29 protein-coding genes, 1 tRNA gene, 2 rRNA genes and 1 riboswitch are annotated in these 26,345 nt (G+C 61.8%); of the genes, 27 read left to right on the forward strand and 5 right to left on the reverse strand.

Features of this window, described 5'->3' with window-relative positions:
• The 5 genes from rrf (B5G03_RS11515) to B5G03_RS11540 all read left to right on the forward strand — a co-directional run.
• Window positions 1-104, forward strand: a 5S ribosomal RNA gene (gene rrf, locus B5G03_RS11515); the annotation flags it as partial.
• Window positions 105-137: 33 nt separating this feature from the next.
• Window positions 138-254: ribosomal RNA gene (gene rrf, locus B5G03_RS11520) — 5S ribosomal RNA — on the forward strand.
• 69 nt (window positions 255-323) lie between these two features.
• Window positions 324-398: transfer RNA gene (locus tag B5G03_RS11525), tRNA-Glu, on the forward strand.
• A 496-nt stretch (window positions 399-894) separates the two neighbouring features.
• Window positions 895-1,635, forward strand: a complete 741-nt coding sequence (locus tag B5G03_RS11535) for a DUF5058 family protein (RefSeq protein ID WP_087181852.1) — start codon at window positions 895-897, stop codon at window positions 1,633-1,635.
• A 14-nt stretch (window positions 1,636-1,649) separates the two neighbouring features.
• Window positions 1,650-2,333, forward strand: a complete 684-nt coding sequence (locus tag B5G03_RS11540; RefSeq protein ID WP_087181853.1) for a hypothetical protein — start codon at window positions 1,650-1,652, stop codon at window positions 2,331-2,333.
• A 71-nt stretch (window positions 2,334-2,404) separates the two neighbouring features.
• On the opposite strand, the gene B5G03_RS11545 is transcribed toward B5G03_RS11540, so the two are convergent.
• The 5 genes from B5G03_RS11545 to B5G03_RS11565 form a co-directional block, all read right to left on the reverse strand.
• Entirely contained in the window at window positions 2,405-2,923 is a 519-nt protein-coding gene (locus B5G03_RS11545; RefSeq protein WP_087181854.1) for an ATP:cob(I)alamin adenosyltransferase, read from the reverse strand.
• Window positions 2,924-2,930: 7 nt separating this feature from the next.
• Window positions 2,931-3,686 carry an ABC transporter ATP-binding protein gene (locus B5G03_RS11550; protein WP_087181855.1) on the reverse strand — a complete coding sequence of 252 codons (756 nt, stop codon included), beginning with the start codon at window positions 3,684-3,686 and terminating at the stop codon, window positions 2,931-2,933.
• Window positions 3,686-4,720: a FecCD family ABC transporter permease gene (locus B5G03_RS11555; protein ID WP_087181856.1), complete on the reverse strand. Its 1,035-nt coding sequence runs from the start codon at window positions 4,718-4,720 to the stop codon at window positions 3,686-3,688. The genes B5G03_RS11550 and B5G03_RS11555 overlap by 1 nt, the downstream gene beginning before the upstream one ends.
• The gene (locus B5G03_RS11560) at window positions 4,717-5,709 is read right to left on the reverse strand and encodes an ABC transporter substrate-binding protein (RefSeq protein WP_087181857.1); all 993 of its coding nucleotides are present in this window, start codon (window positions 5,707-5,709) and stop codon (window positions 4,717-4,719) included. Before B5G03_RS11560 ends, B5G03_RS11555 begins: the two co-directional genes overlap by 4 nt.
• A gap of 227 nt (window positions 5,710-5,936) precedes the next feature.
• Window positions 5,937-6,130, reverse strand: a riboswitch (cobalamin riboswitch).
• Window positions 6,131-6,203: 73 nt separating this feature from the next.
• On the reverse strand, window positions 6,204-7,151 hold the full coding sequence (locus B5G03_RS11565; protein WP_087181858.1) for a glycosyltransferase family 2 protein: 948 nt from the start codon (window positions 7,149-7,151) through the stop codon (window positions 6,204-6,206).
• Between B5G03_RS11565 and B5G03_RS17090 the strand changes: the two genes are divergently transcribed.
• The 22 genes from B5G03_RS17090 to B5G03_RS11665 all read left to right on the forward strand — a co-directional run bounded on the left by B5G03_RS17090 (window position 7,135) and on the right by B5G03_RS11665 (window position 26,345).
• Window positions 7,135-7,326 carry a hypothetical protein gene (locus B5G03_RS17090; RefSeq protein WP_140401685.1) on the forward strand — a complete coding sequence of 64 codons (192 nt, stop codon included), beginning with the start codon at window positions 7,135-7,137 and terminating at the stop codon, window positions 7,324-7,326. The genes B5G03_RS11565 and B5G03_RS17090 overlap by 17 nt on opposite strands.
• A gap of 62 nt (window positions 7,327-7,388) precedes the next feature.
• The gene (locus B5G03_RS17095; RefSeq protein WP_140401686.1) at window positions 7,389-7,646 is read left to right on the forward strand and encodes an AtpZ/AtpI family protein; all 258 of its coding nucleotides are present in this window, start codon (window positions 7,389-7,391) and stop codon (window positions 7,644-7,646) included.
• A 20-nt stretch (window positions 7,647-7,666) separates the two neighbouring features.
• Window positions 7,667-8,101 (forward strand): ATP synthase subunit I, encoded by a 435-nt coding sequence (locus B5G03_RS11570; RefSeq protein WP_162613399.1) that lies wholly within the window; start codon window positions 7,667-7,669, stop codon window positions 8,099-8,101.
• Entirely contained in the window at window positions 8,098-8,862 is a 765-nt protein-coding gene (locus B5G03_RS11575; RefSeq protein WP_087181860.1) for a F0F1 ATP synthase subunit A, read from the forward strand. The genes B5G03_RS11570 and B5G03_RS11575 overlap by 4 nt, the downstream gene beginning before the upstream one ends.
• Window positions 8,863-8,983: 121 nt before the next feature.
• Complete coding sequence (atpE, locus tag B5G03_RS11580; protein WP_058963458.1) at window positions 8,984-9,250, forward strand: ATP synthase F0 subunit C; 267 nt, start codon at window positions 8,984-8,986, stop codon at window positions 9,248-9,250.
• A gap of 37 nt (window positions 9,251-9,287) precedes the next feature.
• Window positions 9,288-9,794 carry a F0F1 ATP synthase subunit B gene (gene atpF, locus B5G03_RS11585; protein WP_206406390.1) on the forward strand — a complete coding sequence of 169 codons (507 nt, stop codon included), beginning with the start codon at window positions 9,288-9,290 and terminating at the stop codon, window positions 9,792-9,794.
• Window positions 9,791-10,327, forward strand: a complete 537-nt coding sequence (atpH, locus tag B5G03_RS11590; protein WP_087181861.1) for an ATP synthase F1 subunit delta — start codon at window positions 9,791-9,793, stop codon at window positions 10,325-10,327. The genes atpF and atpH overlap by 4 nt, the downstream gene beginning before the upstream one ends.
• 16 nt (window positions 10,328-10,343) lie before the next feature.
• The gene (atpA, locus tag B5G03_RS11595) at window positions 10,344-11,858 is read left to right on the forward strand and encodes a F0F1 ATP synthase subunit alpha (RefSeq protein WP_087181862.1); all 1,515 of its coding nucleotides are present in this window, start codon (window positions 10,344-10,346) and stop codon (window positions 11,856-11,858) included.
• A 13-nt stretch (window positions 11,859-11,871) separates the two neighbouring features.
• On the forward strand, window positions 11,872-12,723 hold the full coding sequence (gene atpG, locus B5G03_RS11600) for an ATP synthase F1 subunit gamma (RefSeq protein ID WP_087181863.1): 852 nt from the start codon (window positions 11,872-11,874) through the stop codon (window positions 12,721-12,723).
• 33 nt (window positions 12,724-12,756) lie between these two features.
• A complete protein-coding gene (gene atpD, locus B5G03_RS11605; RefSeq protein WP_087181864.1) occupies window positions 12,757-14,154 on the forward strand; it encodes a F0F1 ATP synthase subunit beta in 1,398 nt (465 codons plus the stop codon).
• Window positions 14,155-14,156: 2 nt separating this feature from the next.
• Window positions 14,157-14,564 carry an ATP synthase F1 subunit epsilon gene (atpC, locus tag B5G03_RS11610; protein WP_087181865.1) on the forward strand — a complete coding sequence of 136 codons (408 nt, stop codon included), beginning with the start codon at window positions 14,157-14,159 and terminating at the stop codon, window positions 14,562-14,564.
• Between the two features lie 103 nt (window positions 14,565-14,667).
• Window positions 14,668-15,921, forward strand: a complete 1,254-nt coding sequence (locus B5G03_RS11615; protein ID WP_162613400.1) for a metallophosphoesterase — start codon at window positions 14,668-14,670, stop codon at window positions 15,919-15,921.
• 138 nt (window positions 15,922-16,059) lie between these two features.
• Complete coding sequence (locus B5G03_RS11620) at window positions 16,060-17,094, forward strand: ROK family protein (protein WP_087181867.1); 1,035 nt, start codon at window positions 16,060-16,062, stop codon at window positions 17,092-17,094.
• Window positions 17,081-18,262 (forward strand): MFS transporter, encoded by a 1,182-nt coding sequence (locus B5G03_RS11625; RefSeq protein WP_087181868.1) that lies wholly within the window; start codon window positions 17,081-17,083, stop codon window positions 18,260-18,262. The genes B5G03_RS11620 and B5G03_RS11625 overlap by 14 nt, the downstream gene beginning before the upstream one ends.
• A gap of 145 nt (window positions 18,263-18,407) precedes the next feature.
• The gene (locus B5G03_RS11630) at window positions 18,408-18,854 is read left to right on the forward strand and encodes a MarR family winged helix-turn-helix transcriptional regulator (protein WP_087181869.1); all 447 of its coding nucleotides are present in this window, start codon (window positions 18,408-18,410) and stop codon (window positions 18,852-18,854) included.
• On the forward strand, window positions 18,847-20,229 hold the full coding sequence (locus B5G03_RS11635; RefSeq protein ID WP_087181870.1) for an MATE family efflux transporter: 1,383 nt from the start codon (window positions 18,847-18,849) through the stop codon (window positions 20,227-20,229). The genes B5G03_RS11630 and B5G03_RS11635 overlap by 8 nt, the downstream gene beginning before the upstream one ends.
• Before the next feature lie 273 nt (window positions 20,230-20,502).
• Window positions 20,503-21,675, forward strand: a complete 1,173-nt coding sequence (locus B5G03_RS11640) for a dihydroorotase (protein ID WP_087181871.1) — start codon at window positions 20,503-20,505, stop codon at window positions 21,673-21,675.
• 118 nt (window positions 21,676-21,793) lie between these two features.
• Window positions 21,794-22,660: an orotidine-5'-phosphate decarboxylase gene (gene pyrF / locus B5G03_RS11645; RefSeq protein ID WP_087181872.1), complete on the forward strand. Its 867-nt coding sequence runs from the start codon at window positions 21,794-21,796 to the stop codon at window positions 22,658-22,660.
• Window positions 22,641-23,408 carry a dihydroorotate dehydrogenase electron transfer subunit gene (locus B5G03_RS11650; protein WP_087181873.1) on the forward strand — a complete coding sequence of 256 codons (768 nt, stop codon included), beginning with the start codon at window positions 22,641-22,643 and terminating at the stop codon, window positions 23,406-23,408. Before pyrF ends, B5G03_RS11650 begins: the two co-directional genes overlap by 20 nt.
• The gene (locus tag B5G03_RS11655) at window positions 23,405-24,316 is read left to right on the forward strand and encodes a dihydroorotate dehydrogenase (RefSeq protein WP_087181874.1); all 912 of its coding nucleotides are present in this window, start codon (window positions 23,405-23,407) and stop codon (window positions 24,314-24,316) included. Before B5G03_RS11650 ends, B5G03_RS11655 begins: the two co-directional genes overlap by 4 nt.
• A gap of 239 nt (window positions 24,317-24,555) precedes the next feature.
• A complete protein-coding gene (pyrE, locus tag B5G03_RS11660; protein ID WP_087181875.1) occupies window positions 24,556-25,149 on the forward strand; it encodes an orotate phosphoribosyltransferase in 594 nt (197 codons plus the stop codon).
• Between the two features lie 104 nt (window positions 25,150-25,253).
• Window positions 25,254-26,345, forward strand: a complete 1,092-nt coding sequence (locus B5G03_RS11665; RefSeq protein WP_087181876.1) for a carbamoyl phosphate synthase small subunit — start codon at window positions 25,254-25,256, stop codon at window positions 26,343-26,345.

The raw sequence follows: 26,345 nt of genomic DNA on the forward strand, positions 1-26,345 counted from the left end.
ACGCAGAGGTCCCACCTGTTCCCATTCCGAACACAGAAGTTAAGCTCTGTTGTGCCGAAGATACTTGGTTGGAGACGACCTGGGAAAATAGGTAGGCGCCGGCTTTTCTCTTCTCTTTATCCTTTTCATTCGCATCGGCCGGTGTCGATGACGCAGAGGTCCCACCTGTTCCCATTCCGAACACAGAAGTTAAGCTCTGTTGTGCCGAAAATACTTGGCTGGAGACGGCCTGGAAAGATAGGTAGACGCCGGCTTGCAAATGCGAATAAAGCCGAATGCTGATGAGCATTCCTGCTTTTGGGATTCGGCTTTTTTATATAGATGGCCCGTTGGTCAAGCGGTCAAGACGGCGGCCTCTCACGCCGCAAACGGGAGTTCGATTCTCCCACGGGTCACCACGTCGGAATGGACTACATTCCATTCAAAAAGCCCAGCCATTCGGCTGGGCTTTTTTCATACCATTTCGTCATTCCTCCTTCTCCCCACAAAACTTTGCAAGGCAAATTTTTGCGGGGGCCCCGCTTCCGAAAAGGTTGACGTGCACCCCGGCAGAGTGGACTGCATTCCATTCGAAAACTCAACCAAGTAGCTGGGCTTTTTCTTATTCTTATTAGTCAAACAATAGAGCAATATATGATTTAGAAAAGCCTGGTCGTTGACCGGGCTTTTCTGCTTAAAAGGGCCACCTTGCTTTTCCACGGTGCTGGGAGCTTTTTGTTGAAAAGCAAGGAACTGTAGTTTGAGCGTTCGGAGCGGATTTTCCACAAGAAAAGCGCGATCCTGTGGAAAAGAACAGCCGGAAAGAGCGGCTTGCCATCATAAGTTTCAGGTGCGTACTGTTTAAAAATATGCTATGATAAAGCAGTACACAATCGTGTGATAGGAGGAAGCAATATGTCATTGTTGGAGCAGCTGAACAGCCTGCCCATGTTTGCGATCGTGGGCGTTATGATCCTGTTCATTCTGGGGCTCAGCGTTGTGTTTATGGTGAAAAGCTACCGTGCGGGAGTAGCTTTGGGAATGGACCGGGTCAAGATGCGCCGGGCCATCACCTCCAGTGTCACCTTCACGCTGCTGCCCAGCATTTCGATCCTGCTGGGAGTCATTGCATTGAGCGGCAGTTTGGGTATCCCACTGCCCTGGATGCGGCTTTCGGTGGTGGGTGCACTGCATTATGAAGGAAACGTGGCGGACATCGCCGCCCGCGCCGCAGGCATGAGCGGAGGCCTGGGCAGCCAGGAGCTCACCCCCTCGGTGTTTGTGACCATCGGCCTTGTGATGACTGCGGGCATCCTTTCCGGCTGCCTGCTCTGCATCTTCTGCCTGAAGCGCTATATGAAGCGGCTCAAAAAGGCCACAGCCAAGAAGGAAAAGGGCCAGAAGAGCTTCGGCGACTATATGTTCACCGCCATGTTCGTGGGCCTGGTAAGCGCCTATATCGGCTCTTATCTGGGCGAGGGCGTGCGTCTGAACAACTTTATGCCCCTGATCGTAGCGGTGGTGAGCGCGGCCGCCATGGCGGTATTTGAGTATTTTGCACGGGTAAAGAAGGTCAGCTGGCTGGATAACTTCTCCATGGCCGGCAGCATGCTGGTGGGTATGGCCGCGGCAGTGCTGCTGGGCGGCGTGATGTAAGGGAGGCGCAACGTATGAATGAAATGGAACGCAGCGCCTTTTATGAGCGCTATGAAAATGGAATCCATGTGATCGGCCGGGTGGGTCTGAGCCTGGGCATTCTGCTGATGCTGGCGGTCCCTCTGGCCATGGGCTGGGTTCTGGGGGCAGCCCCGGACTGGGCAGCTTTCGGTATGGGCTTTTTCCAGGTGGCCATTATCTACTGGACCAGCGGCGTGGTGGAGTTTCTGGTCTATTCGCCGCTGCTGGGCTCCGGCGCCAGCTATCTGACCTTCATCACAGGCAACGTGCTGAATCTGAAGGTTCCCTGTGCGGTGAACGCCCGGGAAATCTGCGGCACCGAGGTGGGCACGCCGGAAAACGATGTGATCTCCACTTTGTCGGTGGCGGCGAGCAGCCTGGTGACCACCCTGGTGCTGGCCATCGGCGTGCTGTGTCTGGTGCCCCTCACCCCGGTGCTGGAGGCTCCGGCCCTGCAGCCGGCGTTCAACAACGTGATCCCGGCGCTGTTCGGGGCTCTGGCCTTCAAGTATTTCTACCGGAATATGAACATCGCCATCATTCCGCTGGTGTTCATGTGCATCCTGTTTGTGGCGGCGCCCGGGCTGATCGGCAGCGTATCCTTCCTGATTTTGCTGTCCGGCGCAATGGCCATCGGCATTGCATACTGGCTGTTTAAACACGGAAAATTAAACTAAAAGGAAAAGCCGAAGGGCGCGTTTGTTTTGCGCTCTTCGGCTTTTCCTGTATGAAATGGGATGAGGATGGTTTAATAATTCCGGCTGACAAACTCCGCTTCCTCCTGCCCGGCCCGGGCATTGAGAACCAGGGCCAGAAGGAAGAAATAGCCGGAAAGAAGATTGGTCAGATCCAACAGAGCGGGCTCCATCGGGTGGCCCTGATGGGCGTGGCGGTAGAGAAGACGCACCAGGGCCTTGCACTGGACGCGAAGGATGTGCGCGGTGCAGGCAGCAGTGCAGCCCTGGGGCAGCACGAACCGGGCACAGCGCCCTTCGCTTTGGCTGCGCAGCCGCTCGACTGCGGACGCCAGCCACTGAATCTCATCCGGCGTCACGGTGAAGCGGGTACGCAGTGTGGGATTGGCATGGTATACCAGCTCGCATACCTGAAGCAATTCCGCCCGCAGCGCTTCGTCCTCCAGCTGAGAGCGGAGCAGACCGGTGCGGCTGGCGATCTCATCGGTGAGCAGCTCGAAGTCACAGCGAAGGTCATCCGGAGCGTCGCTCAAGAAGGGATAGGCCTCCCAGGGGCTGTGATACAGTTCCATTTAAAATTCACTCCCATCGTTTTAAGGCGCTGCGCATGTAGCCGCGCACATCCAGACCGTAGATCTGATCCAGCAGAGCGGGGTCCAGCGCCTGGGCGCTGGTCTGGCACAGGGCCCGGCCCTCCTGCATGAGCAGCAGCTGGTCGGCATAGTTCAACGCCAGATTCACATCGTGCAGCACGCCCACCACACAGCGGTCGCCCGGAGCCACCCAGCGGCGAAGCTGCTCCATCAGTTCGATCTGATATTTCAGGTCCAGATGGTTGGTGGGCTCATCCAGCAGGATGATCTTGGGGTCCTGGGCGAACACCCGGGCCAGAAAAACCCGCTGCAGCTGACCGCCGGACAAAGCGGTGATGGGCTGATCCCGCAGCTCCCAAAGACCGGTCTGTTCCAGGCAGGAACGCACCATTTCACCGTCGCCGGGCGCGGCCCCGCCAAACAGGCCGGGAGAGCGGTGAGCATACCGGCCCATCTCTACTGTTTGATATACAGTATAGGAAAAATACAGATTGGATAACTGGCTGAGAAAGGCAACCGTCTGTGCCACCTGACGGCGGGGCGCGGTGCGCAGATCAAGCCCTGCTGCGGTGATGCTGCCGGTGCTGGGCAGCAGGCCGGACACTGCGCGCAGCAGCGTGGTTTTGCCGCAGCCGTTGGCACCCAGGATGCAGAGAATCTGTCCGCTCTGGGCCGAGAAGGAGAGGTCTTGCACCACGGGCTTGTCCCCGTAGCCGCAGGTGATATGTTCCGCGTGCAGCATCAGCGGGCCTCCTTTCGGCTGGAAAAGAAGATATAGAGGAAGAAGGGGGCGCCGATCAGGGCCGTGATAGAACCGATGGGGATCTCGGAGGGAGAAGCCAGGGTCCGGGCGGCCAGATCACACAGGGACAGAAAGCCTCCGCCGAACACGGCGCAGGCCGGAATCAGCATCCGGTGCGAGGGACCGAAGATTCGCCGCACGATGTGGGGCGCTACCAGGTCCACAAAGCCGATCACACCCACAAAGGCCACTGCGGTACCGGTGAGCAGAGCCACCAGCAGCACCAGCAGCCACTTGATCCGCTTGCGCTCCATGCCTATGGCAGAAGCCTGCTCTTCGCCGAAGCTGAGCAGGTCCAGCTCCGGGGCCAGGCGGCAGAAGGCCAGGATGCAGACCAGCGCTGCCAGCGCCACCGGCCCCAGCTGCTGCCAGGTCTTCATGGAAAGACTGCCCAGCTGCCACAGAGTGATGCGCTGGGTGTAGTCTGGGTTGGCGGAGGAAAGGGTGGTCATGATGGCGTTCAGGAAAAGCGACAGCACCATGCCGATGAGGATAATGGTGTTGTTGGAGAGGTTGCGGTCCAGCCGGGTGGAGATGGACAGCGCGCCGCCCATGGTAGCCAGACCACAGCACAGGCAGACCGCCGGCAGCAGGAAGGTGCCGGCAGCGCTGTCCGCCACGCCGGTGACGATGAGCACCGCAGCGCCCAGACCCGCGCCGGAAGAGACGCCAAGGCCGTAGGAGGAGGCCAGCGGGTTTTGCAGCAGCGACTGCATCACAGCGCCGCTCACCGCCAGGGAAGCTCCCACGAAGAAGGACAGCAGCACCCGGGGCAGGCGGATGCTCCACACCAGCCCCGGAATCACCGGGTTCATCTGTTCGGGCAGTGCCGCACCCCACAGCTTGTTGGCGAGCACTTGAAAAATCTCACCGGGGGAGATGGGCACGCTGCCCACACCGATGCCCAGGAGCACCGCAGCCAGCGCGGCCAGGCACAGCAGGCCGAACCGCGCCGGGCGGGAAAACCGGCTCATTTGCCGAACACCTCAGGATAGACAGCCTTGCCCATCTCTTCCAGAGCGCTCACGATGTTCTCGTTGGGCAGGGAAGAGGCCATGTTGTCGATCTGGTAAACGTCGCCGTTCTTCACGGCGGTCACGGCCTCCCAGCCCTCACGGCTCTTGATCTCGCCCACGGGGTCCTCCAGGTAGTCCACGTTGGTGAGGATCACATCCGGGTTGCCGCTGACAACCACCTCGCTGTCCACGCTGGTCCAGCCCTCAGCCTTGTCGGCCATCATGTTATTGGCGCCGATCAGGTTGATCATCTCGTCCATGTAGGTGCCGGAGCCGGTGCTGTAGGCGGAGGGGGCGGCGGCGATCTCGAAATAAACGGTCTTGCGCTGATCCTCGGGGATGGAAGCGCCCAGAGCGGTGATGCGGTCGATCTCGGCCTTCAGATTTTCGTTGATCTCGGCGGCGCGCTCGGTCTTGCCCATGACCTGACCCAGGAAGGTCACGTCCTCATAGATATCCTCAATGGAGGCGCTGGTGGGGATGCACACCACGGTGGTGCCCAGCTCCTGCAGGGGCTGGAAGGGGTTCTCGCCGCCGGAGGAGCTGATGGAGGACACAAAGATCACATCCGGAGCCAGGGTGGCCATCTGCTCAGCATCCGGGGTCATCATGTCAAAGGCGGGCAGGCCCTGGGGCGCGCCTTCCATGGCGGCGCTGTTGGTGTCCAGCGCGATGATCTGGTCGGTGCAGCCCAGATCCATCAGAGTCTGGGTGATGGAGGGGGCCATGGAGATCACGGTCTCAACATTATCCGGCAGGGTGATGGCGGCGCCGCTGCGGTCCTGGGTGGGCTTTGCCTCGGTGGCGGCCTCGCTGGAGGCGCTTGCCGAAGCGGCAGAGGATGCGGCGGAAGAAGCCGGGGTGGAAGTGCTGGCGGCCGGTGCGCCGCAGGCGGCCATGCCAAAGGCCAGGGCCACAGCTACAAGGGCGGAAAGAATGCGTTTCATAAATGTTCCTCCTGAAAAGATTGGAATGAGGGAGCTATTTCCATGCGGCCGGATTGCCGCAAAGAACAAAAATACGCCGCCCCGGCAAAGCGGAGCGGCGCAGCAGCAATACAGGTACGGCAGAAAAGCCCCCGTGAGGCGAAATGCCCTCGGCCGGACTGCCGCCCTGCCGCGTGTTTGGTCCGTCCACGAAGCGGGGATCCCGCGTCAGAGAAAAGATTTCCCTGAGCGGATGCGAACGGCAGGCAGGTCTTCCGGCTTGTGGACGTTAAGCGCGTACCCGGCCGGCCTTCCCATTCCTTTCGGAACAGTGGCAGATGGCCGGGACGCTGGTCCACCACGGCGGCGGTCCCGCACGGGATTGATTACCCGTTTCCCTTTTCATTCAGACAGGCTGAACACCTGCCGTTCGATTTTTTATGAGCTGACACGCAAGCGTATCAGAGAGAAAATGCAAAAAAGATCAGGCCCGGCGGCTGCGGTGAAGTGATCGGTCAGCCGTCCAGATCCTCTTCGGTCTCTCGGGTGATGTAGACCGGGCGGTGCTTGGTTTCCAGATAGGTCTTTGCCAGATACTGACCCAGAACACCCATGCAGAACAGCTGCACGCCGCTGCACAAAAAGATGATGCATACCATGCTGGGCCACCCGCTGGTGGGGTCGCCGAACAGAAGGGTGCGCACGATGATCACCACGATCATCACGAAGGCCAGCAGGCAGAAGAACAGGCCCATCAGGCTGGCAATGGCCAGCGGGGCGGTGGAAAAGCCGATGATGCCTTCCAGCGAATAGAGGAACAGCTTCCAGAAGTTCCACTTGGTCTCGCCGGCCACCCGTTCCACATTCACGTACTCCAGCCATTTGGTTTTGAAGCCGACCCAGCCGAAAATTCCCTTGGAGAACCGGTTGTATTCCGGCATGGACAGAATGGCGTCCACCATTCTCCGGCGCATCAGCCGGTAGTCCCGCGCGCCGTCCACGATGTCCGCGTCGCTCATTTTGTTGATGAGCTTGTAGAACATCCGGGCGAAAAAGCTGCGGATGGGCGGCTCGCCCTGGCGGGTGGTGCGGCGGGTGGCGGCACAGTCGTAATCCTCATGCAGGAGTGCATCCAGCATCTGGGGCAGAAGGGCGGGCGGGTCCTGGAGATCCGCGTCCATCATGGCCACATAATCGCCCTTGGCGGCCTGCAGGCCGGCCAGAATGCCAGCTTCCTTGCCGAAATTGCGGGAAAAGCTGATGTAGCGCACCCGTTCATCCTGCCGGTGAAGCTCCCGGGCGATGGCAAGGGTATTGTCCTTGGAGCCGTCGTCCACAAAAATGAACTCGAACTCCGCGCCGTGGCTCTGCTTCATCTCCGCGGCGACCCGGGTGATCTCCTTATAGAACAGCGGAAGGGATTCCTGCTCATTGTAGCAGGGCACAATGATGGAAAGAAGCATGCAAATACCGCCTTTCTCAGGTAAAACCCGGCCGCATAGCACGGGCAGTATATATTATATCACAGAGCGGGAAAAAGAACAAACCCTGCAAAATATGCATGAAAAATCATGCAGTCAGGATGAAAGATTTCATAAAATAAAACGAAAAATTATTGTTCTGGCGCTGGGTTTTTGATATACTAGGTATACGATTGTTTGCCGGATTTGTAATATAAGCACGGCGAAAGGAGCGGCGCGGTGAAAAGCTGGATGAAAGTCATGCAGGATGTTGCCTGGCTGACTCAATTGGGCATTTCGGTCACTGCGCCGCCGCTTTTGTGTGCCGGCGCCGCCTGGTGGCTTTCGGCCCGGGCGGGCCTGCCCGCATGGGTGATGCTGCCCGCGCTGTTGCTTGGCTTCGGCGGTTCAGGGGCCAGCGTGTGGGGGTTCTACCGCTATATGCAGCGCAAGGCTGCCCGCAAAAAGGCTCCGCCGGCCTTCAACCGGCATGTATAACAATAGAGGGAGGGCGTTCTATGAAGATAGCACCTGCTGTAAAAAAAGAGACCGGGCATATCGCCCTGGGCACCGCGGTGGGCGTTGCAGTCATGCTGGTGGTATTCGCCGTTCTGGGGTATTTCAGCGCCGGTGTGGCGGTGAGCGGCATTCTGGGCGGCGCGCTGGCCGTGGGGAATTTCTTCCTGCTTGGCCTGACGGTGCAGAAGATGGCCGACGGCCAGCCGGAGGACCGGGCCCGCAAGTGGATGCAGTTTTCCTACAACATGCGCATGCTGCTGATGGTGGTGTGGCTGATCGTGGCGCTGGCCGTGCCGTTTTTCAACTGGGTGGCGGCGCTTGTGCCCCTGCTGATGCCCCGGCTCACCATCGGGGTGATGCAGGCCACCGGAATGTATCACAAGGAAAAGGGCGGCACGCTGCCCGTAAATGAAGGGGGGAACGCAAAGGAATGAACGTTTCGATCAACGGCCCGCAGATCTACTGGGAATCCAGCTGGTCGGCACCGCTTTTGGGCAAGCTGCAGATCACGGCAAGCCTGGTGGACGCCTGGATCATCCTGGCGCTGATCGGCATCCTGTGCTGGTGGCTGGGCCGTGGGCTCACGGTGGAGAACATCAGCAAAAAGCAGGCAGTGGCCGAGCTGCTGGTGACCACCTGCCAGAACTTCGTGAACGGCAACATGGGCGAAAAATACGCCTACTTTGCCCCGTTCATCGGTGCGCTGTTCAGCTATTCCGCGCTGTGCAGCCTGTCCAGCCTGGTGGGGCTTTATCCCGCCACCAGCGATCTGTCCACCGAGCTGTCCTGGGCGCTGCTGGTGTTCGTGATGATCACCTACACCAAGATTCGAACCAACGGCGTGGGCGGCTATCTGAAGGGCTTCACCACACCCATCCCGGTGTTTACGCCCTTCAACATCATCAGCGAGCTGGCAACCCCCATCTCGATGGCCTTCCGTCACTTCGGCAATATCATGTCCGGCGGCGTCATCAGCACGCTGGTCTACGCGGCTCTGGCGGTTTTGAGCCAGGCGGTGTTCGGGCTGCTGCCCGGCGCGCTGGGCGAGATCCTCAGCCTGATCCCGCTGTTCCAGCTGGGCATTCCGGCCATTCTGTCGGTGTATTTTGATCTGTTCAGCAGTCTGATGCAGGCATTCATCTTCTGTATGCTGACCATGCTGTATATTGCGAACGCAGCACAGACCGACGATTGATCTTTTCGGATTCCATTGCGGCCGACCGCCGCGATCAAAGCGCTCCGCCGCCCGCAAGCAGCGGCCGGGGCAGAATAACCACAAGCGATTCCATTTGAACATTTTTTAGGAGGACATTATTATGTTGGACAAAGCTATTGTATTGGCCGGCTGCGCCATCGGCGCGGGTCTCGCCCTGATCGCCGGTATCGGCCCCGGTATCGGTGAAGGCTACGCGGTTGGTCAGGCCTGCTCCGCCATCGGTCGCCAGCCCGAGTGCAAGGGCGACGTGACCAGCACCATGCTGCTGGGCTGTGCCATCGCCGAGACCACCGGTATTTACGGCTTCGTGACCGGCCTGCTGCTGATCTTCGTGGCACCCGGCATGTTCACTGGTATGCTGGGCTGATTTTGGCCCGCAAGCCAGCCAGAAAGGGGAATGACCATTGCAACAGTTTAAAGACCTGGTGACGCTGACGCCCTGGCATATGATCTTCATGCTGGGCAACCTGCTGATCCTCACCCTGCTGGTCAAGCATTTCCTGTTCAAGCCCGTGCAGAAGATTTTGAACGAGCGCCAGCGCAGGGCGGACGCCATGCTTGCCGACGCCAAGCAGGCCAAGGAACAGGCCGAGGCGATGCAGGCGGAATATGAGAAGAGCCTGGCAGGCGCCAAGGAGGAGGCAGCCCGGCTGCTGAATCAGGCCAGCCAGACCGCCGCCCGCAACAGCGAGGAAACCCTGAACGCCGCCCGCGCCCAGGCTGCTGAGCTCAAGCGCAAGGCGGGCGAGGAGATCGAGCAGCAGCGCAAGAAGGCGCTGAACGAGGTGAAGGACGAGATCGGCGGCATGGCCATGGCCATCGCCAGCAAGGTGGTGGAACGGGAGATCCAGGAGAAGGATCACCAGCAGCTGATCGATGAATTCATCGAGAAGGTAGGAGACGCCTCATGACCAAGATCGGCACCATATACGGCGGCGCGCTGTATGAGCTGGCCGTCGAGGAAGGGCTGGAGGCCGAAATGCTGGACGAGCTGGAGCAGGTAGAGCAGCTGCTTGCCGCCTGGCCGGACTACGAAAAGCTGCTGGCGCTGCCCAGCGTGCCCAAAGCCCAGCGCTGTCAGGCGCTGGACGAGGCGCTGCGCGGGCGCATCCAGCCGTACCTGTTGAATTTTTTGAAGATTTTGACCGAGCGGGGCCAGATCCGTGCCCTGCGTGACTGCCGCAAGGAATACCGGGCCCGCTACAACGAGGCCCACGGCATTCTGGAGGCGACGGCGGTGGCGGCGGTGCCGCTGAGCGAGGCCCAGAAGACGGCTCTGACCGAAAAGCTGAACAAGCTCACCGGCAAAACGGTGCAGCTTGCGGTGAAGGTGGACCCGGCCTGCCTGGGCGGCGTGCGCCTGGAGATGGGCGGCGCCGAGTTCGACGGTACGGTGCAGGCCCGTCTGGACGCACTGCGCCGCAGCCTGGCCGCCACGGTATAAGTGAGAAGGTGAAACGATGCAATTGAAACCGGAAGAAATTTCCAAGATTATAAAGGCCCAGATCAAGCACTATGAAAACTTCATTCAGCAAAGCGAGACCGGCACCGTGATCCTGGTGGGCGACGGCATCGCCCGGGCCACCGGCCTGGAGGAGTGCATGAGCGGCGAGCTGGTGCAGTTCTCCAACGGCGAATACGGCATGGCCCAGAACCTGGAGGAAAACTCGGTGTCCATCGTTATGCTGGGCAGCGACGTGGGCATCAAGGAGGGCAGCGTGGTCAAGCGCACCGGCAAGGTGGTAAGCGTGCCGGTGGGCGAAGCCATGATCGGCCGCGTGGTGAACGCCCTGGGCCATCCCATCGACGGGAAGGGTCCCATCGACGCCAAGGAGTACCGGCCCATCGAGTCTCCCGCACCGGGCATCATCCAGCGCAAGAGCGTTTCGGTGCCCCTGCAGACCGGCATTAAGGCCATCGACTCCATGATCCCCATCGGCCGCGGTCAGCGCGAGCTGATCATCGGCGACCGGCAGACCGGTAAAACGGTCATCGCCACCGATACCATCATCAACCAAAAGGGCAAGGACGTGATCTGCATCTATGTGGCCATCGGCCAGAAGCAGAGCACCGTGGCCCAGCTGGTGAATACCCTCACCGAGAACGGCGCCATGGACTACACCATCGTGGTGTCCGCCACGGCCAGCGAGCTGTCGCCGCTGCAGTACATCGCGCCCTATTCCGGCTGCGCCATGGGCGAATACTTCATGGCCCAGGGCAAGGACGTACTGGTAATCTACGACGACCTGTCCAAGCACGCGGTGGCTTACCGTGCGCTGAGCCTGCTGATCCGCCGCCCGCCCGGACGTGAGGCCTACCCCGGCGACGTGTTCTATCTGCACAGCCGCCTGTTGGAGCGTGCGGCCCGTCTCGCCCCGGAATACGGCGGGGGCAGCCTGACCGCTCTGCCCATCATCGAGACCCAGGCGGGCGACGTTTCCGCCTACATTCCCACCAACGTGATCTCCATCACCGACGGCCAGATCTTCCTGGAGACCGAGCTGTTCCACTCCGGCGTCATGCCGGCGGTGAACCCGGGCATCTCGGTGAGCCGCGTGGGCGGCAACGCCCAGACCAAGGCCATGAAGAAGGTGGCCGGTTCCCTGAAGCTGCTCTACAGCCAGTACCGTGAGCTGCAGAGCTTCGCCCAGTTCGGCAGCGATCTGGACGCGGACACCAAGGCCCGTCTGGCCCAGGGCGAGCGCATCGTGGAGGTGCTCAAGCAGGACCGCAACAGCCCCATTTCCATGGAGCATCAGGTGTGCATCCTGTACGCCGTCACCCACGACCTGCTCAAGGAGGTAGCCGTGGAGGACGTGAAGGAGTACGAGCGTGGTCTCTACGCCTACATGGACGGCCATGCCGCCGACGTGCTGGAGACCATCCGCACCAGCGGTAAGCTGGAAAAGGAGACCGAGACCGCGCTGGCGGCCGCTCTGGCAGAGTATACCACGGAGTTTTTAAAGACCAAGTAAGGAGGAGATCCCAATGGCAGGTGCGTCCATGAAGGACATCAAGCTGCGCATCAAGAGCGTGGAAAGCACCATGCAGATCACCAAGGCCATGGAGCTGGTGGCCTCCTCCAAGCTGCGGCGTGCCAAGGAGCGGGTGGAAAAAAGCCGCCCCTATTTTGAGGTGCTTCACGCGGCCCTTTCCGACATCGCGGCCTCCAATACCGAGCTTTCCTCGCCCTACATCGCCAAGCGGACGGTGAAAAAGACCTGCTATGTGGTGATCGCGGGCGACCGCGGCCTTGCGGGCGGCTACAACGCCAACATTCTGAAGGCGGTGGCTGCCGAGGCCGAGGGCAAGGAGATCTGCGTGCTGCCGGTGGGCAAAAAGGCGCTGGAGCATTACCAGCGCCGGGGCATCCAGCGCGTCACCGAGGAATACGCGGTGGCGGCGGACGTGACGGTGAGCGACTGCTTCTCCATGGCGCGTCTGCTGGCCAAGGGCTTTCTGGCCGGAGAGTACGACGAGATCCGCCTGGCCTACACCAATTTCGTGTCCATGCTGAGCCAGCAGCCGGCCACCCTGTGCCTGCTGCCGCTGAATGTCTCCCGCCCCGAGCCGGGCGCGGGTCCCCGGGGGCTGACCATCTACGAGCCCTCCAGCGAGGAAGTGTACGACGCCATCGTGCCGGAATACCTGGCGGGGCTGATCTACGGAGCGCTGTGCGAATCCGTGGCCAGCGAGCTGGGCGCCCGGCGCAGCGCCATGGACGCGGCCACCAAGAACGCGGGTGAGATGATCGACTCGCTGAGCCTGCATTACAACCGGGCCCGGCAGGCGGCCATTACCCAGGAAATCACAGAGATCGTGGCGGGCGCCGAGGCCTGACGGCCTTTTCCCGCCAGTAAAGGAGATAGATCCATGCCGAATAACCACGAAGGCATCGTGGCCCAGGTCATCGGCCCGGTGCTGGATATCAAATTTGCAGACGGCGAGCTGCCGGACCTGCTCAACGCGATCGAGGTGGGCGAAGGCGAGCACAAGCTGGTGGCCGAGGTGGCCCAGCTGATCGGCGACAATGTGGCCCGCTGCATCGCCATGAGCAGCACCGACGGTCTGGTGCGCGGCACCAAAGCCGTGGACACCGGCGGCCCCATCACTGTGCCCGTGGGCGAGGAATGCCTGGGCCGTATTTTCAACCTGCTGGGCGAGCCGGTGGACGATCAGCCCGCGCCTCCGGCCAAGGAGCGCTGGCCCATCCATCGCGATCCCCCCAGCTACGAGGAGCAGCAGAACACCACCGAGATCCTGGAGACCGGCATCAAGGTGGTTGACCTGATCTGCCCCTACGCCAAGGGCGGTAAGATCGGCCTGTTCGGCGGCGCCGGCGTGGGCAAGACCGTGCTCATCATGGAGCTGATCAACAACGTTGCCAAGCAGCACGGCGGCCTGTCGGTATTCACCGGCGTGGGCGAGCGTACCCGTGAGGGCAACGATCTGTACAACGAGATGAAGGAGAGCGGTGTTATCAACAAGACCGCCCTGGTCTACGGCCAGATGAACGAGCCCCCGGGAGCCCGTATGCGCGTTGGCCTGAGCGGTCTGACCATGGCCGAGTACTTCCGTGACCGGGAGCACCAGGACGTGCTGCTCTTCATCGACAACATCTTCCGCTTCACCCAGGCGGGCAGTGAGGTGTCGGCTCTGCTGGGCCGTATGCCCAGCGCCGTGGGCTACCAGCCCACCCTGGCCACCGAAATGGGCGCTCTGCAGGAGCGCATCACCTCCACCAAGAACGGGTCCATCACCTCGGTGCAGGCCGTTTACGTGCCCGCCGACGACCTGACCGACCCGGCCCCCGCCACCACCTTCGCCCATCTGGACGCCACCACCGTTCTGAGCCGTGCCATCTCCTCGCTGGGCATCTACCCGGCGGTGGACCCGCTGGATTCCAGCAGCCGCATCCTCACCCCGGACGTGGTGGGCATTGAGCACTACGAGGTGGCCCGCGGCGTGCAGCAGGTGCTGCAGCGCTATAAGGAACTGCAGGACATCATCGCCATCATGGGTATGGACGAGCTGAGCGAAGAGGATAAGGTCACCGTAAACCGGGCCCGCAAGATCCAGCGCTTCCTCAGCCAGCCCTTCACCGTTGCTGAGCAGTTCACCGGCATGGAGGGCAAGTATGTTCCGCTGAAGGAGACCATCCGGGGCTTCAAGGAGATCCTGGAGGGCAAACACGACGACCTGCCCGAGTCCGCCTTTTTGTTTGCGGGCACCATCGACGAGGTGGTCGCCAAGGCAAAGCAGGGTGAATGAGTATGAACACCTTCCATCTGCAGATCGTTACGCCGGACGGCCAGCTCTACGACGGGCCCGCCGCCCGGGTGCTCTGCCGCACCATCGCCGGGGATGTTTGCATCCTGCCCCGCCACTGTGATTACATTACAGCGCTGGGTATGGGCGAAGCCCGGGTGACTCTGGAGGACGGCACGGTGCGCCGGGCCGCCTGCATCGGCGGCATGCTCACGGTGCGCTCCGGCCAGGTGCGGCTGGTGGCTACCACCTTTGAGTGGGCCGAAGACATCGACAAGGCCCGGGCCGAGGATTCCCGCAAGAGGGCCGAGACCGTTCTGGGTCAGAAGGGCGTTGATGCCCGCGAGCTGGAGCTGGCCCAGGCCCGCCTCAAGCGCGCGCTGGTGCGCACCCACGTGGCGGATCTGGTATAACAAAACCGGCATTTGCGGCAGGCCCTGCCTTTCTGGCAGGGCCTGCTTTTTTATGCGCAAAGCGGAAGGTCGCGGTGTGACCTTTCAAAAGGAGGAACAGGAAATGAAACAGGCGAGAAAGCGGGGCGCTCTGCTGGCCGGGGCGGTGCTTTTGCTGGTGCTGCTGGCGGTGGGCGGAGCGCTCTGGTTCCGGGGCCGCCCGACCAAGATTTTGCTGGCGACGGACCTTCACTATCTTTCGCCCGAACTGAACGACCACGGGGCCTGCTTTGAAAAGACCATCCTGAACGGCGACGGCAAGGCACTGGCCTACATTGACGAGCTGACCGACGCCTTTGTGGAGCAGGTCATCCGGGAAAAGCCTGCGGCGCTGATCCTCTCGGGTGATCTGACCCTGAATGGGGAAAAGCAGAGTCATCTGGACCTGGCGGAAAAGCTGCGCCAAATTACCAAAGCGGGCATCCCGGTGCTGGTAATACCGGGCAACCACGACCTGAACAGCGGGTACGCGGTGCGCTTCACCGGAAAAACCTACGAACCGGTGGAGAACCTGAAGCCGGCCCAGTTTGATGAGGTGTATGCGGAATTCGGCTACGACGGAGCCAGCGCCCGGGACGAGGAATCCCTGAGCTATGTGTTCCCGCTGAGCGATGAACTGCGGGTGCTGATGGTGGATGTGAACACGCTGGGCAGCGAGGGCGTGCTGGAACCGGAGACGCTGGACTGGGTGAAGGCCCAGCTGGAGGAGGCCCGGCAGGCGGGCGCCCGGGTGATTGCCGTGAGCCACCAGAACCTGCTGGCCCACAGCGAGCAGATCAGCGCGGGCTTTGTGATGGGCGGCGCGGAGGAGCTGCTGGCGCTGTATGAGGAATATGATGTGATCTGCAATTTGAGCGGGCACATCCACATGCAGCACACCGCCAAAAGCGAGAACGGCTTTTTTGAAGCGGCCACCGGATCGCTGGCGGTATCTCCCAACCAATATGCCCGGCTGATGGTGCGGCCTCACCGGATGGACTACCAGACGGTGCCGGTGGATGTTTCCGGCTGGGCCAAAGAGCAGGGAAGCACCGACGAAAACCTGCTGGATTTTGCAGCCTACTCGGCGGACTTTTTCCGCCAGGTGAACCGGGGCAAGGTGATCGGCTGGCTCCAGAAGGAGGAGAACGGCGAAGAAATGGCGGATTTCTTTGCTCAGGTAAATCTGGATTACTTCCAGGGCAGGCCGGACCGCTACGACCGGGAGGACCCGATGTTTGATGTGTGGCAGGAGTCCGGCGCCTTTTATGCCGATTATGTGGAGAGCATGCGGCAGGAACCAGCGGTGAACCACAACCAGGCCACTGTGGAATATTGAAAAGCGAATGGGGAAAGCCCCGGCCAACGGCCGGGGCTTTCCTGTACAAATACTCGTTTTTCTTGACAAGAGGGGCAGAACGGAATATTATTTAACTATATTTTAAAACTGTTTTAAAAATGAGAGGAGAGAGGCCGCATGTTTACCCGGGCGGTAAAAAGTGCGAATGAGCGGCAGGTGATCCAGGTGCTGCGGCAGGGCCGGGTGGTGACCAAGCAGGAGCTGGCGGAGGCCTGCGGGCTGAGCTTTCCCACGGCGGGCAAGCTGGTGGACGAGCTGGTGGAGCAGGGCGTAGTACTGGAGGCCGGGCTGGAAACGGGAGCCGGCGGGCGGCGGCCCATGCGCTACCGCTTCAACGAGGCCAGCGCCTATGCATTGACCCTCTTTTTTGAGGACGGCACCCTCTGCTGGGCAGTGGCGGACGCACTGGGTGAAACCGTGTGCTCCGGCAGTTGTGGACCGGAAGAGGGCGGCTATGTGTCCACCATCCTGGCGGTGACCGAGCGGCTGCGCCGGGCGTATCCTGCGCTGGCTGCGCTGGCGGTGGGTGTGCCCGGCGGCGTGGCCGATGGCCGGGTGCTTTACATCGACCGGTACGACGAGCTGGCTGGGCGGGCGCTGCGGGCCGAGCTGGAAGAGGTATGCGGCCTGCCCACCGCAGTGGAAAACAACATGCGGGCGGCAGTCTATGGCATGGCGGCCCGGCGGGGCTGGCTGGACCGGGAAAGCGTGGTCTGCCTGCACCTTACCGGCAACGGTCCCGGCTGCGGTGTGCTGGTACACGGCAAACCGCTGAGCGGGTTTGCGGGCCTGGTGGGCGAGGTGGGCTATCTGCCCGGCCAGGGCGAGGAAACCATGCAACATGCAGCGCTGCGGGGGCTTACCGGGGTGGACCCGGTGGACTACTTTGCCCGGCTGGCGGCCAGCGCCTGCGTGTTTTTGAACCCGGAGGACCTGGTGGTCTACGAAACGCCATACCTGCAAAGCGGCGGACAGCTGGAGCAGGCCTGCGGGCGGTATCTGCCCGCCCAGGCGGTGCCCCGGGTGCATATTTCCCGGGAATATCGGCAGGACTATCTGGCCGGGCTGACCCGCCTTGCCATGGATCTTTTGTACCCGGGCGGCGGTCTGCGGGAAACTCAGGAAAGGAGACGAGGAAATGCACAGTTATAAAACCACGGTGTATGCCTGCTATCTGGGCAGCATAACCCAGGCGGCGCTGATCAACCTGACCCCGGTGCTGTTCGCGGTGCTGCTGCGGGAATACGGGCTGAATTATGGAGCGCTGGGCTTTCTGGTGCTCACCAATTTCGTGACCCAGGTGGGGGCGGATGTGGCCTTCAGCAAGGCGGTGGATCGCCACGGATTCCGGCCCTTTGTGCTGGGGGCGGGAGTGCTGAGCCTGGTGGGGCTGGGAGTATTTGCGGCCGCGCCGCTGCTGTTTCCGGCCCATCCATTGGTGGGCTTTTTTGGGGGCACGGTGATCTTCTCCGGCGCAGGGGGATTGCTGGAGCTGCTGCTCAGCCCCATTGTGGATGCGCTGCCCGGCGAGGAAAAGACCCGGGCCATGGCGCTGCTCCATTCCATGTACTGCTGGGGGCAGGCGGGCACGGTGCTGGTGACCACCGCCGCGCTGGCGCTGGGCGTGCCCTGGCAGGCCGTTGTGCTGGGGTGGATGCTGCTGCCCGCGGCGGATCTGGTGCTGTTCCTGCGTGCGCCGCTGAACCACAAGCCGCCGGAGGAAACGCTGCCCATCCGGGGGCTGGCCCGGCAGCGGGTGTTCTGGCTGGCGCTGGGGGCTATCGTGTTCGGAGCGGCGGCAGAAGTCACCATGTCCCAGTATATCTCCTCCTTTTTGGATCTGGGGTTGGGCATCCCCAAGCTGATCGGCGATGTGGCGGGCATGTGCGGCTTTGCTCTGATGATGGGTCTGGGCCGCACCCTGCTGGGCCTCTGGGGCGACCGGTGGGACCTGCCCCGGGTGCTGGGGGCCAGCGCCCTGCTGGCGGCGGGCTGTTATCTGGCGGCGGCCGCATTGCCCGCCGCAGCGGTGGTGGCCTGCGCTGCCACCGGTCTGTTCGTGGCGGGGCTGTGGCCGGGTACGCTGGTGGTGGCATCCCGTAAGATGCCGCTGGCCGGGGCGTCCATGTTCGCGCTGCTCAGTGCAGGAGGCGACCTGGGCGCTTCGCTGGGCGGCTGGCTCACCGGTGTCGGGGCGGATGCTCTGCTGGCGGCGGGCTTTTCCCAGCAGACCGCGCTGCGGGCCGCGGTGGGAGCGGCGGCGCTGTTCCCGCTGGGAGCATGGCTGTTTTACCGCCGCTTGCGCAAGCAGGAACAATAAATAAGCGAAACACACCCTCGGGCAGGGGACCGGAAGGTTCCCGTTGCCCGGGGGTGTTGACTTGCCGGGGAAAAGGAGTATAATGGCAAATAGTTATAAAAACAAACTATTTGCTTAACGAACAAGAAGAAAGGGGCGAGGGGCTGTGAACAACCACATGGAGCTTGTGAACGGCCTGCGGGTGATTACCCGCTTTTATGATACCCAGCGCCGGGCGGTCTGCCGCAAGCTGAGCATCTCCCAGATGGAATTCGACATTCTGGTTTTCCTCCATAATAACCCCGGCCGGGATACCGCCCGGGACATCGTGGCCCTGCGGGGGCTGCCCAAGAGCAATGTGTCTCAGGCGGTGGAGGTGCTGATGGGTAAGGGCCTGCTGGCGCGCAGCCAGGACGCTGAGGACCGGCGGCGGGTACACCTGAGCTTGACCGAGGCAGCGGAGCAGCTGATGCCCCAGCTGCTGGAGGCTCAGCAGACCTTTTGGGAGCAGGCCTTCCGGGATTTTTCTGCCCAGGACGCCGAATGCTTTGCCGCTCTGTATGGGCGGATCGTGAAGAATCTTTCTGAAAAGGGAGGCAACGGGAATGAATGAGGACAAGAGCCAGCTGGGGACCCAGCCGGTGGGCCGGCTGCTGGTGAAGATGGCCGCCCCGGCGGTGGTGGCTCAGCTGATCAACATGCTGTACAACCTGGTGGACCGCATCTACATCGGCCACATCCCCGGCGAGGGGGCCTACGCCCTCACCGGTATGGGCGTTTGCATGCCGGTCATCATGATCGTGTCCGCCTTTGCCATGCTGGCGGGCGCGGGCGGCGCGCCCCGGGCTTCCATCGCCATGGGCCGGGGCGACAACAAGTCCGCCGAGCAGGCGCTGGGCAACTGCTTCTGCCTGCTGCTGATTGTGTCGGCGGTGCTTACCGGGGTACTGCTGGTGTTCAACCGGCCGATCTTGATGGCCTTCGGCGCCACCGAAAATACCATCGGATATGCCATCGCCTACATGGACATCTACGCGCTGGGCACCGTGTTCGTGCAGCTCACGTTGGGCATGAACTCCTTCATCATCGCCCAGGGCTTTTCCAAAACGGGTATGCTGTCGGTGCTGATCGGCGCGGTGTGCAATATCGTGCTGGACCCCATCTTCATCTTTGGCTTCTCCATGGGTGTGCGGGGCGCGGCCCTGGCCACTGTGCTGAGCCAGGCGGTAAGCTGTGCGTGGGTGGTGAGTTTCCTGCTGGGCAAGCGCACCATCTGGCGCATCCGGCCCCGGAACATGGTCCTGCGTCCGGCGGTGATCCTGCCCTGTGTGGCTCTGGGTTTGGCCACCTTCATCATGCAGGCCAGCGAGAGCGTGATCTCGGTGTGCTTCAACACCTCGCTTCGGGAATACGGCGGTGACCTGGCGGTGGGCGCCATGACCATCCTCACCAGTGTGATGCAGTTTGCGCTGCTGCCGCTGCAGGGCCTGGGCCAGGGCGCGCAGCCCATCGTGAGCTTCAACTACGGTGCAGGCAACGCCGCCCGGGTGAAGAAGGCCTACTTCCTTCTGTTGCGCACCAGTCTGACCTACTCGGTGGTGCTGTGGGCGTTTCTGATGCTGTTCCCCCAGACCTTTGCCGGGGTGTTCACCTCGGATCAGCAGCTCATCACCTTCGCGGTCCCGGCCATCCGCTGCTACTGCGCGGTGCTGCTGGTGTTCGGCGCGCAGATCGCCTGCCAGATGACCTTCACCTCGCTGGGTTATGCCAAGGCTTCCATCGCGGTGGCGGTGACCCGCAAGTTCGTGCTGCTGGTGCCGCTGATCTACCTGATGCCCCGGCTCTTCCCGGCGGACAAGACCATGGCAGTTTACATGGCCGAGCCGGTGGCAGACGCGCTGGCTGTGACCTTCACGGTGATCCTGTTCAGCTTCCAGTTCCGCAAGGCGCTGCGCCAGATCGGCGTGCCGAAGGAACAGGCGAAATAAAGGTAAGGGCGGCTTCTTTCGGGAAGCCGCCCTTTTTGCCCGGCAGAATATGACAATTGTCTTGACAAGCAGGGCGAACTGTGGTAGAATCAGACGATTTAAATTGACCCGGCAGCAAGGAGGCGAAACCATGAGCAAGATGATCGGCAAGCAGTCTGCATTTGTTCTAGCTTCGGTATTCTTCTTGCTGGCGCAAGGGGTCTTTGTTTGACTTTTCCTTTTTTGGGAAGAGTCATTTTTTTTAAGCTTTTTTCGCTGAGAGGAGGCGCTTTAATGCTCATCAAAAACGCAAAACTGTCGGACGGGACCCAGGTGGATGTGCTGATCCGGAACGGCAAGATCGCGGGCCTGATGCAGGATATGCCCGCCCACGGGGAAGAGGTGATCGACGCGGCCGGCCGCACTCTGTTGCCCGGTTTCATCGATCTGCACTGCCACTGGCGCACCCCGGGCTTTGAATACAAGGAGGACATCGCCACCGGCAGCGCGGCCGCAGCCGCGGGCGGCTACACCTTCGTAAACCTGATGCCCAACACCAAGCCGGTGTGCTCCAGCGCCGCGCAGGCCCACGCCGTGATGGACGAGGCCGAGCGCCTGGGCATCTGCGGGGCCAACCAGACCATCTCCATCACCGAGAACTTCGACGGCCACACCCTGGACCATCTGAAGAGCCTGCCCGAGGACCTGCGCTTCATCACCGAGGACGGCAAGGGCGTGCAGAACAATCAGGTGATGGCCAAGGCCTTCGCCATCTGTGCCCAGCGGGATCTGGTGCTGATGAGCCACGCCGAGGACATGGAGATCTCCAAATGGGATTATCGTCTGGCCGAAAACATCGAGACAGTGCGCAACCTGCACCTGAGCGAGTACTACGGCACCCGGCTGCACATGTGCCACGTGAGCACCAAGGAAGCCGTGGCCGCCATCGGCGACGCGAAGCGCCGGGGCGTGCCGGTCACCTGTGAGGTGACCCCCCATCACCTGTGGTTCGCGGATACCGACTATCGGGTGAATCCGCCCATCCGCCAGGCGGAGGACGTGGAGGCCCTGGTGGAGGCCATCCGCACCGGCGTAGTGGACGCCATCGCCACCGACCACGCCCCCCATTCCCCTGAGGATAAGGCCAACGGCGCGGCGGGCATGATTGGTCTGGAGACCGCCTTCGGTGTGTGCTACACCAAGCTGTGCCGGGAAAAAGGCCTGGATCTGTACTACCTGGAGGCGCTGATGAGCCGCTTCCCGGCCGCCATCCTGGGTCTTGCAGGCAAGGGCGCCATCCAGGTGGGCATGGACGCCGACCTGACTCTGGTGGAGCTGGACACTCCCTATGTGGTGGACGCCGCCGCCATGCACTCCAAGAGCCACAACACCCCCTTCGATGGGGTGACGCTCTACGGCCGGGTGGATCTGACCATCCGGGGCGGGCGCGTAACCTACCAGCGCTGAGTCTGGCGAAAACTGTCGCCATCCTTTATAATAGAGGAAGAGAATCCTCGCACTTGAATATGAAACAAAAACCGGCTTTTGCCGGACCAAAGATGAAGATGAAAAGGAGAGGTTCACAATGACCAACATGGACAAACTGTACGAAGCTGTTGCCGCCCGCGGCCCGGTGTGCGTGGGACTGGACACCGATTTTTCCTATCTGCCGGAGGGCTTTGCCAAGGCCGAGCTCACTGCCGGTGAGAACATCGTGCGCTTCAACCAGGCCATTGTGGACGCCACCAAGTCTGTGGCAGGCTGCTTCAAGGTGCAGATCGCTTACTACGAGAGCCTGGGTCTGGACGGCCTGAACGCCTACAAGAAGACCCTGGACTACGTGAAGGCCACCGGCGTGCCGGTGATCGCCGACATCAAGCGCGGCGACATCGCCAAGACCGCTGAGATGTACGCCAAGGCCCACTTCGAGGGCGATTTCGAGGCCGACTTCATCACCCTGGCCCCCTACATGGGCCTGGATTCCATCAAGCCCTACATGCCGTTCGTGGAAGAGAAGGGCAAGGGCGTGTTTGTACTGGTGCGCACCTCCAACCCCGGCGCCAAGGACTTCGAGTACGAGAAGCTGGCCGACGGCCGCCACGTATACGACATGGTGGGCGACAAGCTGAACGCCATGGGCAAGAGCTGCATGGGCGAGCACGGCTACTCCAGCCTGGGTCTGGTGATCGGCGGCACCCACATTGAGGAGGCGGCCGAGATCCGCGCCCGCTACAAGGACAGCTTCTTCCTGATCCCCGGCTACGGCGCCCAGGGCGGCACCGCCGAGGACATCGCCCAGTACCTGAGCGCAGGCAACGGCGGCGTGGTGAACTCCAGCCGCGGCATCCTGCTGGCTTACAAGAAGCAGCCCGGCGTGGAATTCGCCCAGGCTGCCTACAACGAGTGTGTAAACATGAAGGAGGCCATCAAGAATGCCTGTGATCGCCTGTGATGTAAAGGTTCTGGAGCACCAGCGCCTGACCGATACCATCCGCCTGATGACCGTGAGCTGGCCCCGGCGGGACAAGGCCCCGAAGGCTGGCCAATTCTTCATGCTGCGCTGCTGGCCCGCGGATGTGGCCCCGGTGCTGAGCCGCCCCATCAGCGTGCACTCCTACGACCCGGAGCTGGCCACCCTGGAATTTCTGTATGAGGTGCGGGGCAAGGGCACCGAAAAGCTGGCGGCTCTGGTCCCCGGCGATACCCTGAGCCTGGTGGGCCCGGCGGGCAACGGCTTCAACGTGGCCGAGGCCGCGGGCAAGCGTGTGGCCCTGGTGGGCGGCGGCATCGGTACCGCCCCCCTGTACCAGCTGGCCAAGGAGCTGTGCGAGGCGGGCACCAAGGCCGATTACTTCTGCGGCTTCCGGGACGAGCCCTACGGTATGGACCGCTTCACCCAGGTGTGCGGCAAGGTCCAGCTGGCCACCGACAGCGGCCGCTTCGGCTTCCATGGCTTCGTGACTCAGCTGCTCAAGCCCGAGGAGTACGACCTGGTACTCTGCTGCGGTCCCGAGCCCATGATGCGGGCAGTGGCCAAGCTCTGCGATGAGGCGGGCACCCGCTGCATCGTGAGCCTGGAGCGCAAGATGGCCTGCGGCATCGGCGCCTGCCTGGGCTGCACCTGCCACACCGAGACCGGCGGCAAGTGCGTGTGCAAGGAAGGCCCTGTATTTGATTCCAAGGAGGTGTTCGGCGCATGAGCGTATCCCTGAAGGTAAACCTGCTGGGCAAGGAAATGGCTGGCCCGGTGGTGGGTGCGTCCGGCACCTTCGGTTTCGGCGAGGAATACGCCGGTATGGTGGACCTGAAAAAGCTGGGCGGCATCAGCGGCAAGGGCATCACCCTGATCCCCAAACCGGGCAACCAGGGCGAGCGCCTGTTGGAGACCCCCAGCGGACTGATCAACTCCATCGGCCTGCAGAACCCCGGCGTGCAGCACTTCATCGACCATGAGCTGCCGGTGATGGAAACCCTGGGCACCACCATCTGGGCCAACCTGGGCGGCGGCTGCATCGAGGACTACGAGAAGGGCGCCGAGCTGCTCAACCCCACCAGCGTGGATTTTGTGGAGCTGAACATCAGCTGCCCCAACGTGAAGCAGGGCGGCATCGCCTACGGCATCAAGGCCGACAGCGCCAAAGAGGTGGTCAGCCGGGTACGGGCGGTCTGCAAAAAGCCCCTGATCGTCAAGCTGAGCCCCCAGGCCGAGGACATCTGCCAGATGGCCGCCGCCTGTGTGGAGGCGGGCGCGGACGCGCTGAGCCTGGTGAACACCTTCCAGGCCTGCGCCATTGATCTGGAAAAGCGCCGTCCGGTGTTCAACAACATCTTTGCGGGCCTGTCCGGCCCGGCCATCAAGCCCATCGCCCTGCGCATGGTCTACCAGGTCTGCGGCGCGGTGAACGTGCCGGTGATCGGCCTGGGCGGCATCCTGACCGGTGCCGACGCGCTGGAATTCATCATGGCGGGCGCCACTGCTGTGCAGGTGGGCACCGCGAACTTCATGAATCCCCGCGCCTGCGAGACCATCACCGACGAGATTGCCGCCTGGATGGAGGCCCACGGGGTAGAGACCCTGGACGAGATCCGCGGCTGTGCCCGGGTATAAAATTGGCGGCTTTTGCGTTCATCGTTCCCTTGTGTATCCAGATACACGGCGGGCGCTGCTTCGCGCAAAATCCATCCAATTTCTGACCGGCGGCTTTTGCGTTCATCGTTCCCTTGCGTATCCAGATACGCGGCGGGCAGCTTGTGTAAAATGCAGATAATTTAAAACTGATAGTATAAAAGCTGCCAGAGACAGATCAGTTATCAATTGTTTTCAGATAGAGTAGAGGAGAGGTTACCATGAACAACACCATCGAGATTTTGAAAGAGTGCGAAGCCTTTCTGGAGGGCCACTTCCTGCTGAGCAGCGGCCGCCATTCCAGCGCCTACTGCCAGATGGCTTTCCTGCAGCAGTACCCCGACCAGTGCGCCAAGGTGATGGCGAACGTGGCCGAGCAGCTGAAGGATATGGACATTGACGTGATCGTCGGACCCGCCATGGGCGGCATCGTGTACGCCTACGAGCTGGGTCGCCAGCTGGGCAAGCGCGCCATCTTTACCGAGCGTGTGGACAATGTGATGACTCTGAAGCGCTTCGCCATCAAGCCCGGCGAGAAGTGCATCATCGCCGAGGACGTGGTGACCACCGGTATCTCCAGCCTGGAGACCAAGCGCGTGATCGAAGAGGCCGGCGGCGAGTGCCTGGGCATCGTCTGCGTGGTGGACCGCACCAAGGCTGACGCTCCCTCTCCCATTCCCATCCTGGCCAGCGCCGCCAAGCTGGACCTGCCCAACTACCTGCCCGAGGAGTGCCCCATCTGCAAGGAGGGCAAGCTGCCTCTGGTGCACCTGGGCAGCCGCAAGATGAAGGAGCAGGCAAAGCAGACCCTGTGATCACTTTTCTGAGCCCGACCGGGTATTTTTCGCCCGGCCGGGCCGGCCTTTGTCACGCAAGGGCGACCATTTTGCAACAACGCTGAAAGCGAGGGATTAGAGCCTTGAAAACATTTTTGGTTTTGGCCAACGGAACCGTGCTGGAGGGCCAGCAGTTCGGCGCCACCGGCACCCGCGTGGGTGAAGTGGTGTTCAACACCGGCATGGTGGGCTACGAAGAGACCCTGACCGACCCCAGCTACTATGGTCAGATCATCACCCAGAGCTATCCTCTGGTGGGCAACTACGGCATCAACGGCGAGGACGCGGAGTCCGGCCGCATCTGGGCCTTTGGTTATATCGTGCGCGAGCTGTGCGACGCGCCCAGCAACTTCCGCTGCAAGAAGACTCTGGATCAGTACCTGAAGGAGCAGAACATCATCGGCCTGGCGGGCATCGACACCCGCAGCCTGGTGCGCCTGCTGCGTGAGAGCGGCGTCATGAACGGCGCGCTCACCACCGAGTACGCCACCGCCGAGGAGGCCCTGGCGGACGAGGCCCTGATGAAGGCCATCCGGGAGTACAACGTGACCGAGGCCGTGGCCAACGTGACCCGCACCGAGACCACCGTGCTCAACGAGGGCGGCAAGTACCACGTGGCCCTGTTCGACTTCGGCTGCAAGAACAACATCCAGCGCAGCCTGGTCAAGCGGGACTGCAAGGTGAGCGTTGTGCCCGCCACCACCACCGCCAGCCAGCTGAAGGAAATGGGTCTGGACGGCATCATGCTCTCCAACGGCCCCGGCGACCCGGCGGAAAACGTGGAGATCATCGAGAACCTGAAAGAGATCGCAAAAATGGGCCTGCCCATCTTCGGCATCTGCCTGGGCCATCAGCTGATGGCGCTGGCCCAGGGCGCCAAAACCGAAAAGCTGAAGTACGGTCACCGCGGTGTAAACCAGCCGGTCACCGACCTGGCCCACGGCCGCACCTATATCACCAGCCAGAACCACGGCTACGCTGTGGTGGGCGACAGCCTGGACAAATCCCTGGGCGAGGTGAGCCACGTGAACGCCAACGACGGCACCGTGGAGGGCATCCGCTACAACAACATGGACTGCTTCACCGTGCAGTTCCACCCGGAAGCCTGCGGCGGCCCCAAGGATACCGACTACCTGTTTGATGAATTTGTGGACATGATGAAGGGAGGCTGCTGA

This window comes from Gemmiger sp. An50, assembly GCF_002161595.1.
Taxonomy (GTDB): domain Bacteria; phylum Bacillota; class Clostridia; order Oscillospirales; family Ruminococcaceae; genus Allofournierella.

Coding starts and splice junctions, on each gene's coding strand:
- B5G03_RS11620 (WP_087181867.1), top strand. CDS start 16,060: ATGTTTACCCGGGCGGTAAAAAGTGCGAATGAGCGGCAGGTGATCCAG.
- B5G03_RS17090 (WP_140401685.1), top strand. CDS start 7,135: ATGATGGAAAGAAGCATGCAAATACCGCCTTTCTCAGGTAAAACCCGG.
- B5G03_RS11615 (WP_162613400.1), top strand. CDS start 14,668: ATGAAACAGGCGAGAAAGCGGGGCGCTCTGCTGGCCGGGGCGGTGCTT.
- B5G03_RS11625 (WP_087181868.1), top strand. CDS start 17,081: ATGCACAGTTATAAAACCACGGTGTATGCCTGCTATCTGGGCAGCATA.
- B5G03_RS11650 (WP_087181873.1), top strand. CDS start 22,641: ATGCCTGTGATCGCCTGTGATGTAAAGGTTCTGGAGCACCAGCGCCTG.
- B5G03_RS11635 (WP_087181870.1), top strand. CDS start 18,847: ATGAATGAGGACAAGAGCCAGCTGGGGACCCAGCCGGTGGGCCGGCTG.
- B5G03_RS11565 (WP_087181858.1), bottom strand. CDS start 7,151: ATGCTTCTTTCCATCATTGTGCCCTGCTACAATGAGCAGGAATCCCTT.
- B5G03_RS11575 (WP_087181860.1), top strand. CDS start 8,098: ATGAACGTTTCGATCAACGGCCCGCAGATCTACTGGGAATCCAGCTGG.
- atpC (WP_087181865.1), top strand. CDS start 14,157: ATGAACACCTTCCATCTGCAGATCGTTACGCCGGACGGCCAGCTCTAC.
- B5G03_RS11570 (WP_162613399.1), top strand. CDS start 7,667: ATGAAGATAGCACCTGCTGTAAAAAAAGAGACCGGGCATATCGCCCTG.
- atpE (WP_058963458.1), top strand. CDS start 8,984: ATGTTGGACAAAGCTATTGTATTGGCCGGCTGCGCCATCGGCGCGGGT.
- B5G03_RS11655 (WP_087181874.1), top strand. CDS start 23,405: ATGAGCGTATCCCTGAAGGTAAACCTGCTGGGCAAGGAAATGGCTGGC.
- atpG (WP_087181863.1), top strand. CDS start 11,872: ATGGCAGGTGCGTCCATGAAGGACATCAAGCTGCGCATCAAGAGCGTG.
- atpA (WP_087181862.1), top strand. CDS start 10,344: ATGCAATTGAAACCGGAAGAAATTTCCAAGATTATAAAGGCCCAGATC.
- B5G03_RS11640 (WP_087181871.1), top strand. CDS start 20,503: ATGCTCATCAAAAACGCAAAACTGTCGGACGGGACCCAGGTGGATGTG.
- pyrF (WP_087181872.1), top strand. CDS start 21,794: ATGACCAACATGGACAAACTGTACGAAGCTGTTGCCGCCCGCGGCCCG.
- B5G03_RS11545 (WP_087181854.1), bottom strand. CDS start 2,923: ATGGAACTGTATCACAGCCCCTGGGAGGCCTATCCCTTCTTGAGCGAC.
- pyrE (WP_087181875.1), top strand. CDS start 24,556: ATGAACAACACCATCGAGATTTTGAAAGAGTGCGAAGCCTTTCTGGAG.
- B5G03_RS11540 (WP_087181853.1), top strand. CDS start 1,650: ATGAATGAAATGGAACGCAGCGCCTTTTATGAGCGCTATGAAAATGGA.
- atpH (WP_087181861.1), top strand. CDS start 9,791: ATGACCAAGATCGGCACCATATACGGCGGCGCGCTGTATGAGCTGGCC.
- B5G03_RS11550 (WP_087181855.1), bottom strand. CDS start 3,686: ATGCTGCACGCGGAACATATCACCTGCGGCTACGGGGACAAGCCCGTG.
- atpD (WP_087181864.1), top strand. CDS start 12,757: ATGCCGAATAACCACGAAGGCATCGTGGCCCAGGTCATCGGCCCGGTG.
- B5G03_RS11560 (WP_087181857.1), bottom strand. CDS start 5,709: ATGAAACGCATTCTTTCCGCCCTTGTAGCTGTGGCCCTGGCCTTTGGC.
- B5G03_RS11555 (WP_087181856.1), bottom strand. CDS start 4,720: ATGAGCCGGTTTTCCCGCCCGGCGCGGTTCGGCCTGCTGTGCCTGGCC.
- B5G03_RS11535 (WP_087181852.1), top strand. CDS start 895: ATGTCATTGTTGGAGCAGCTGAACAGCCTGCCCATGTTTGCGATCGTG.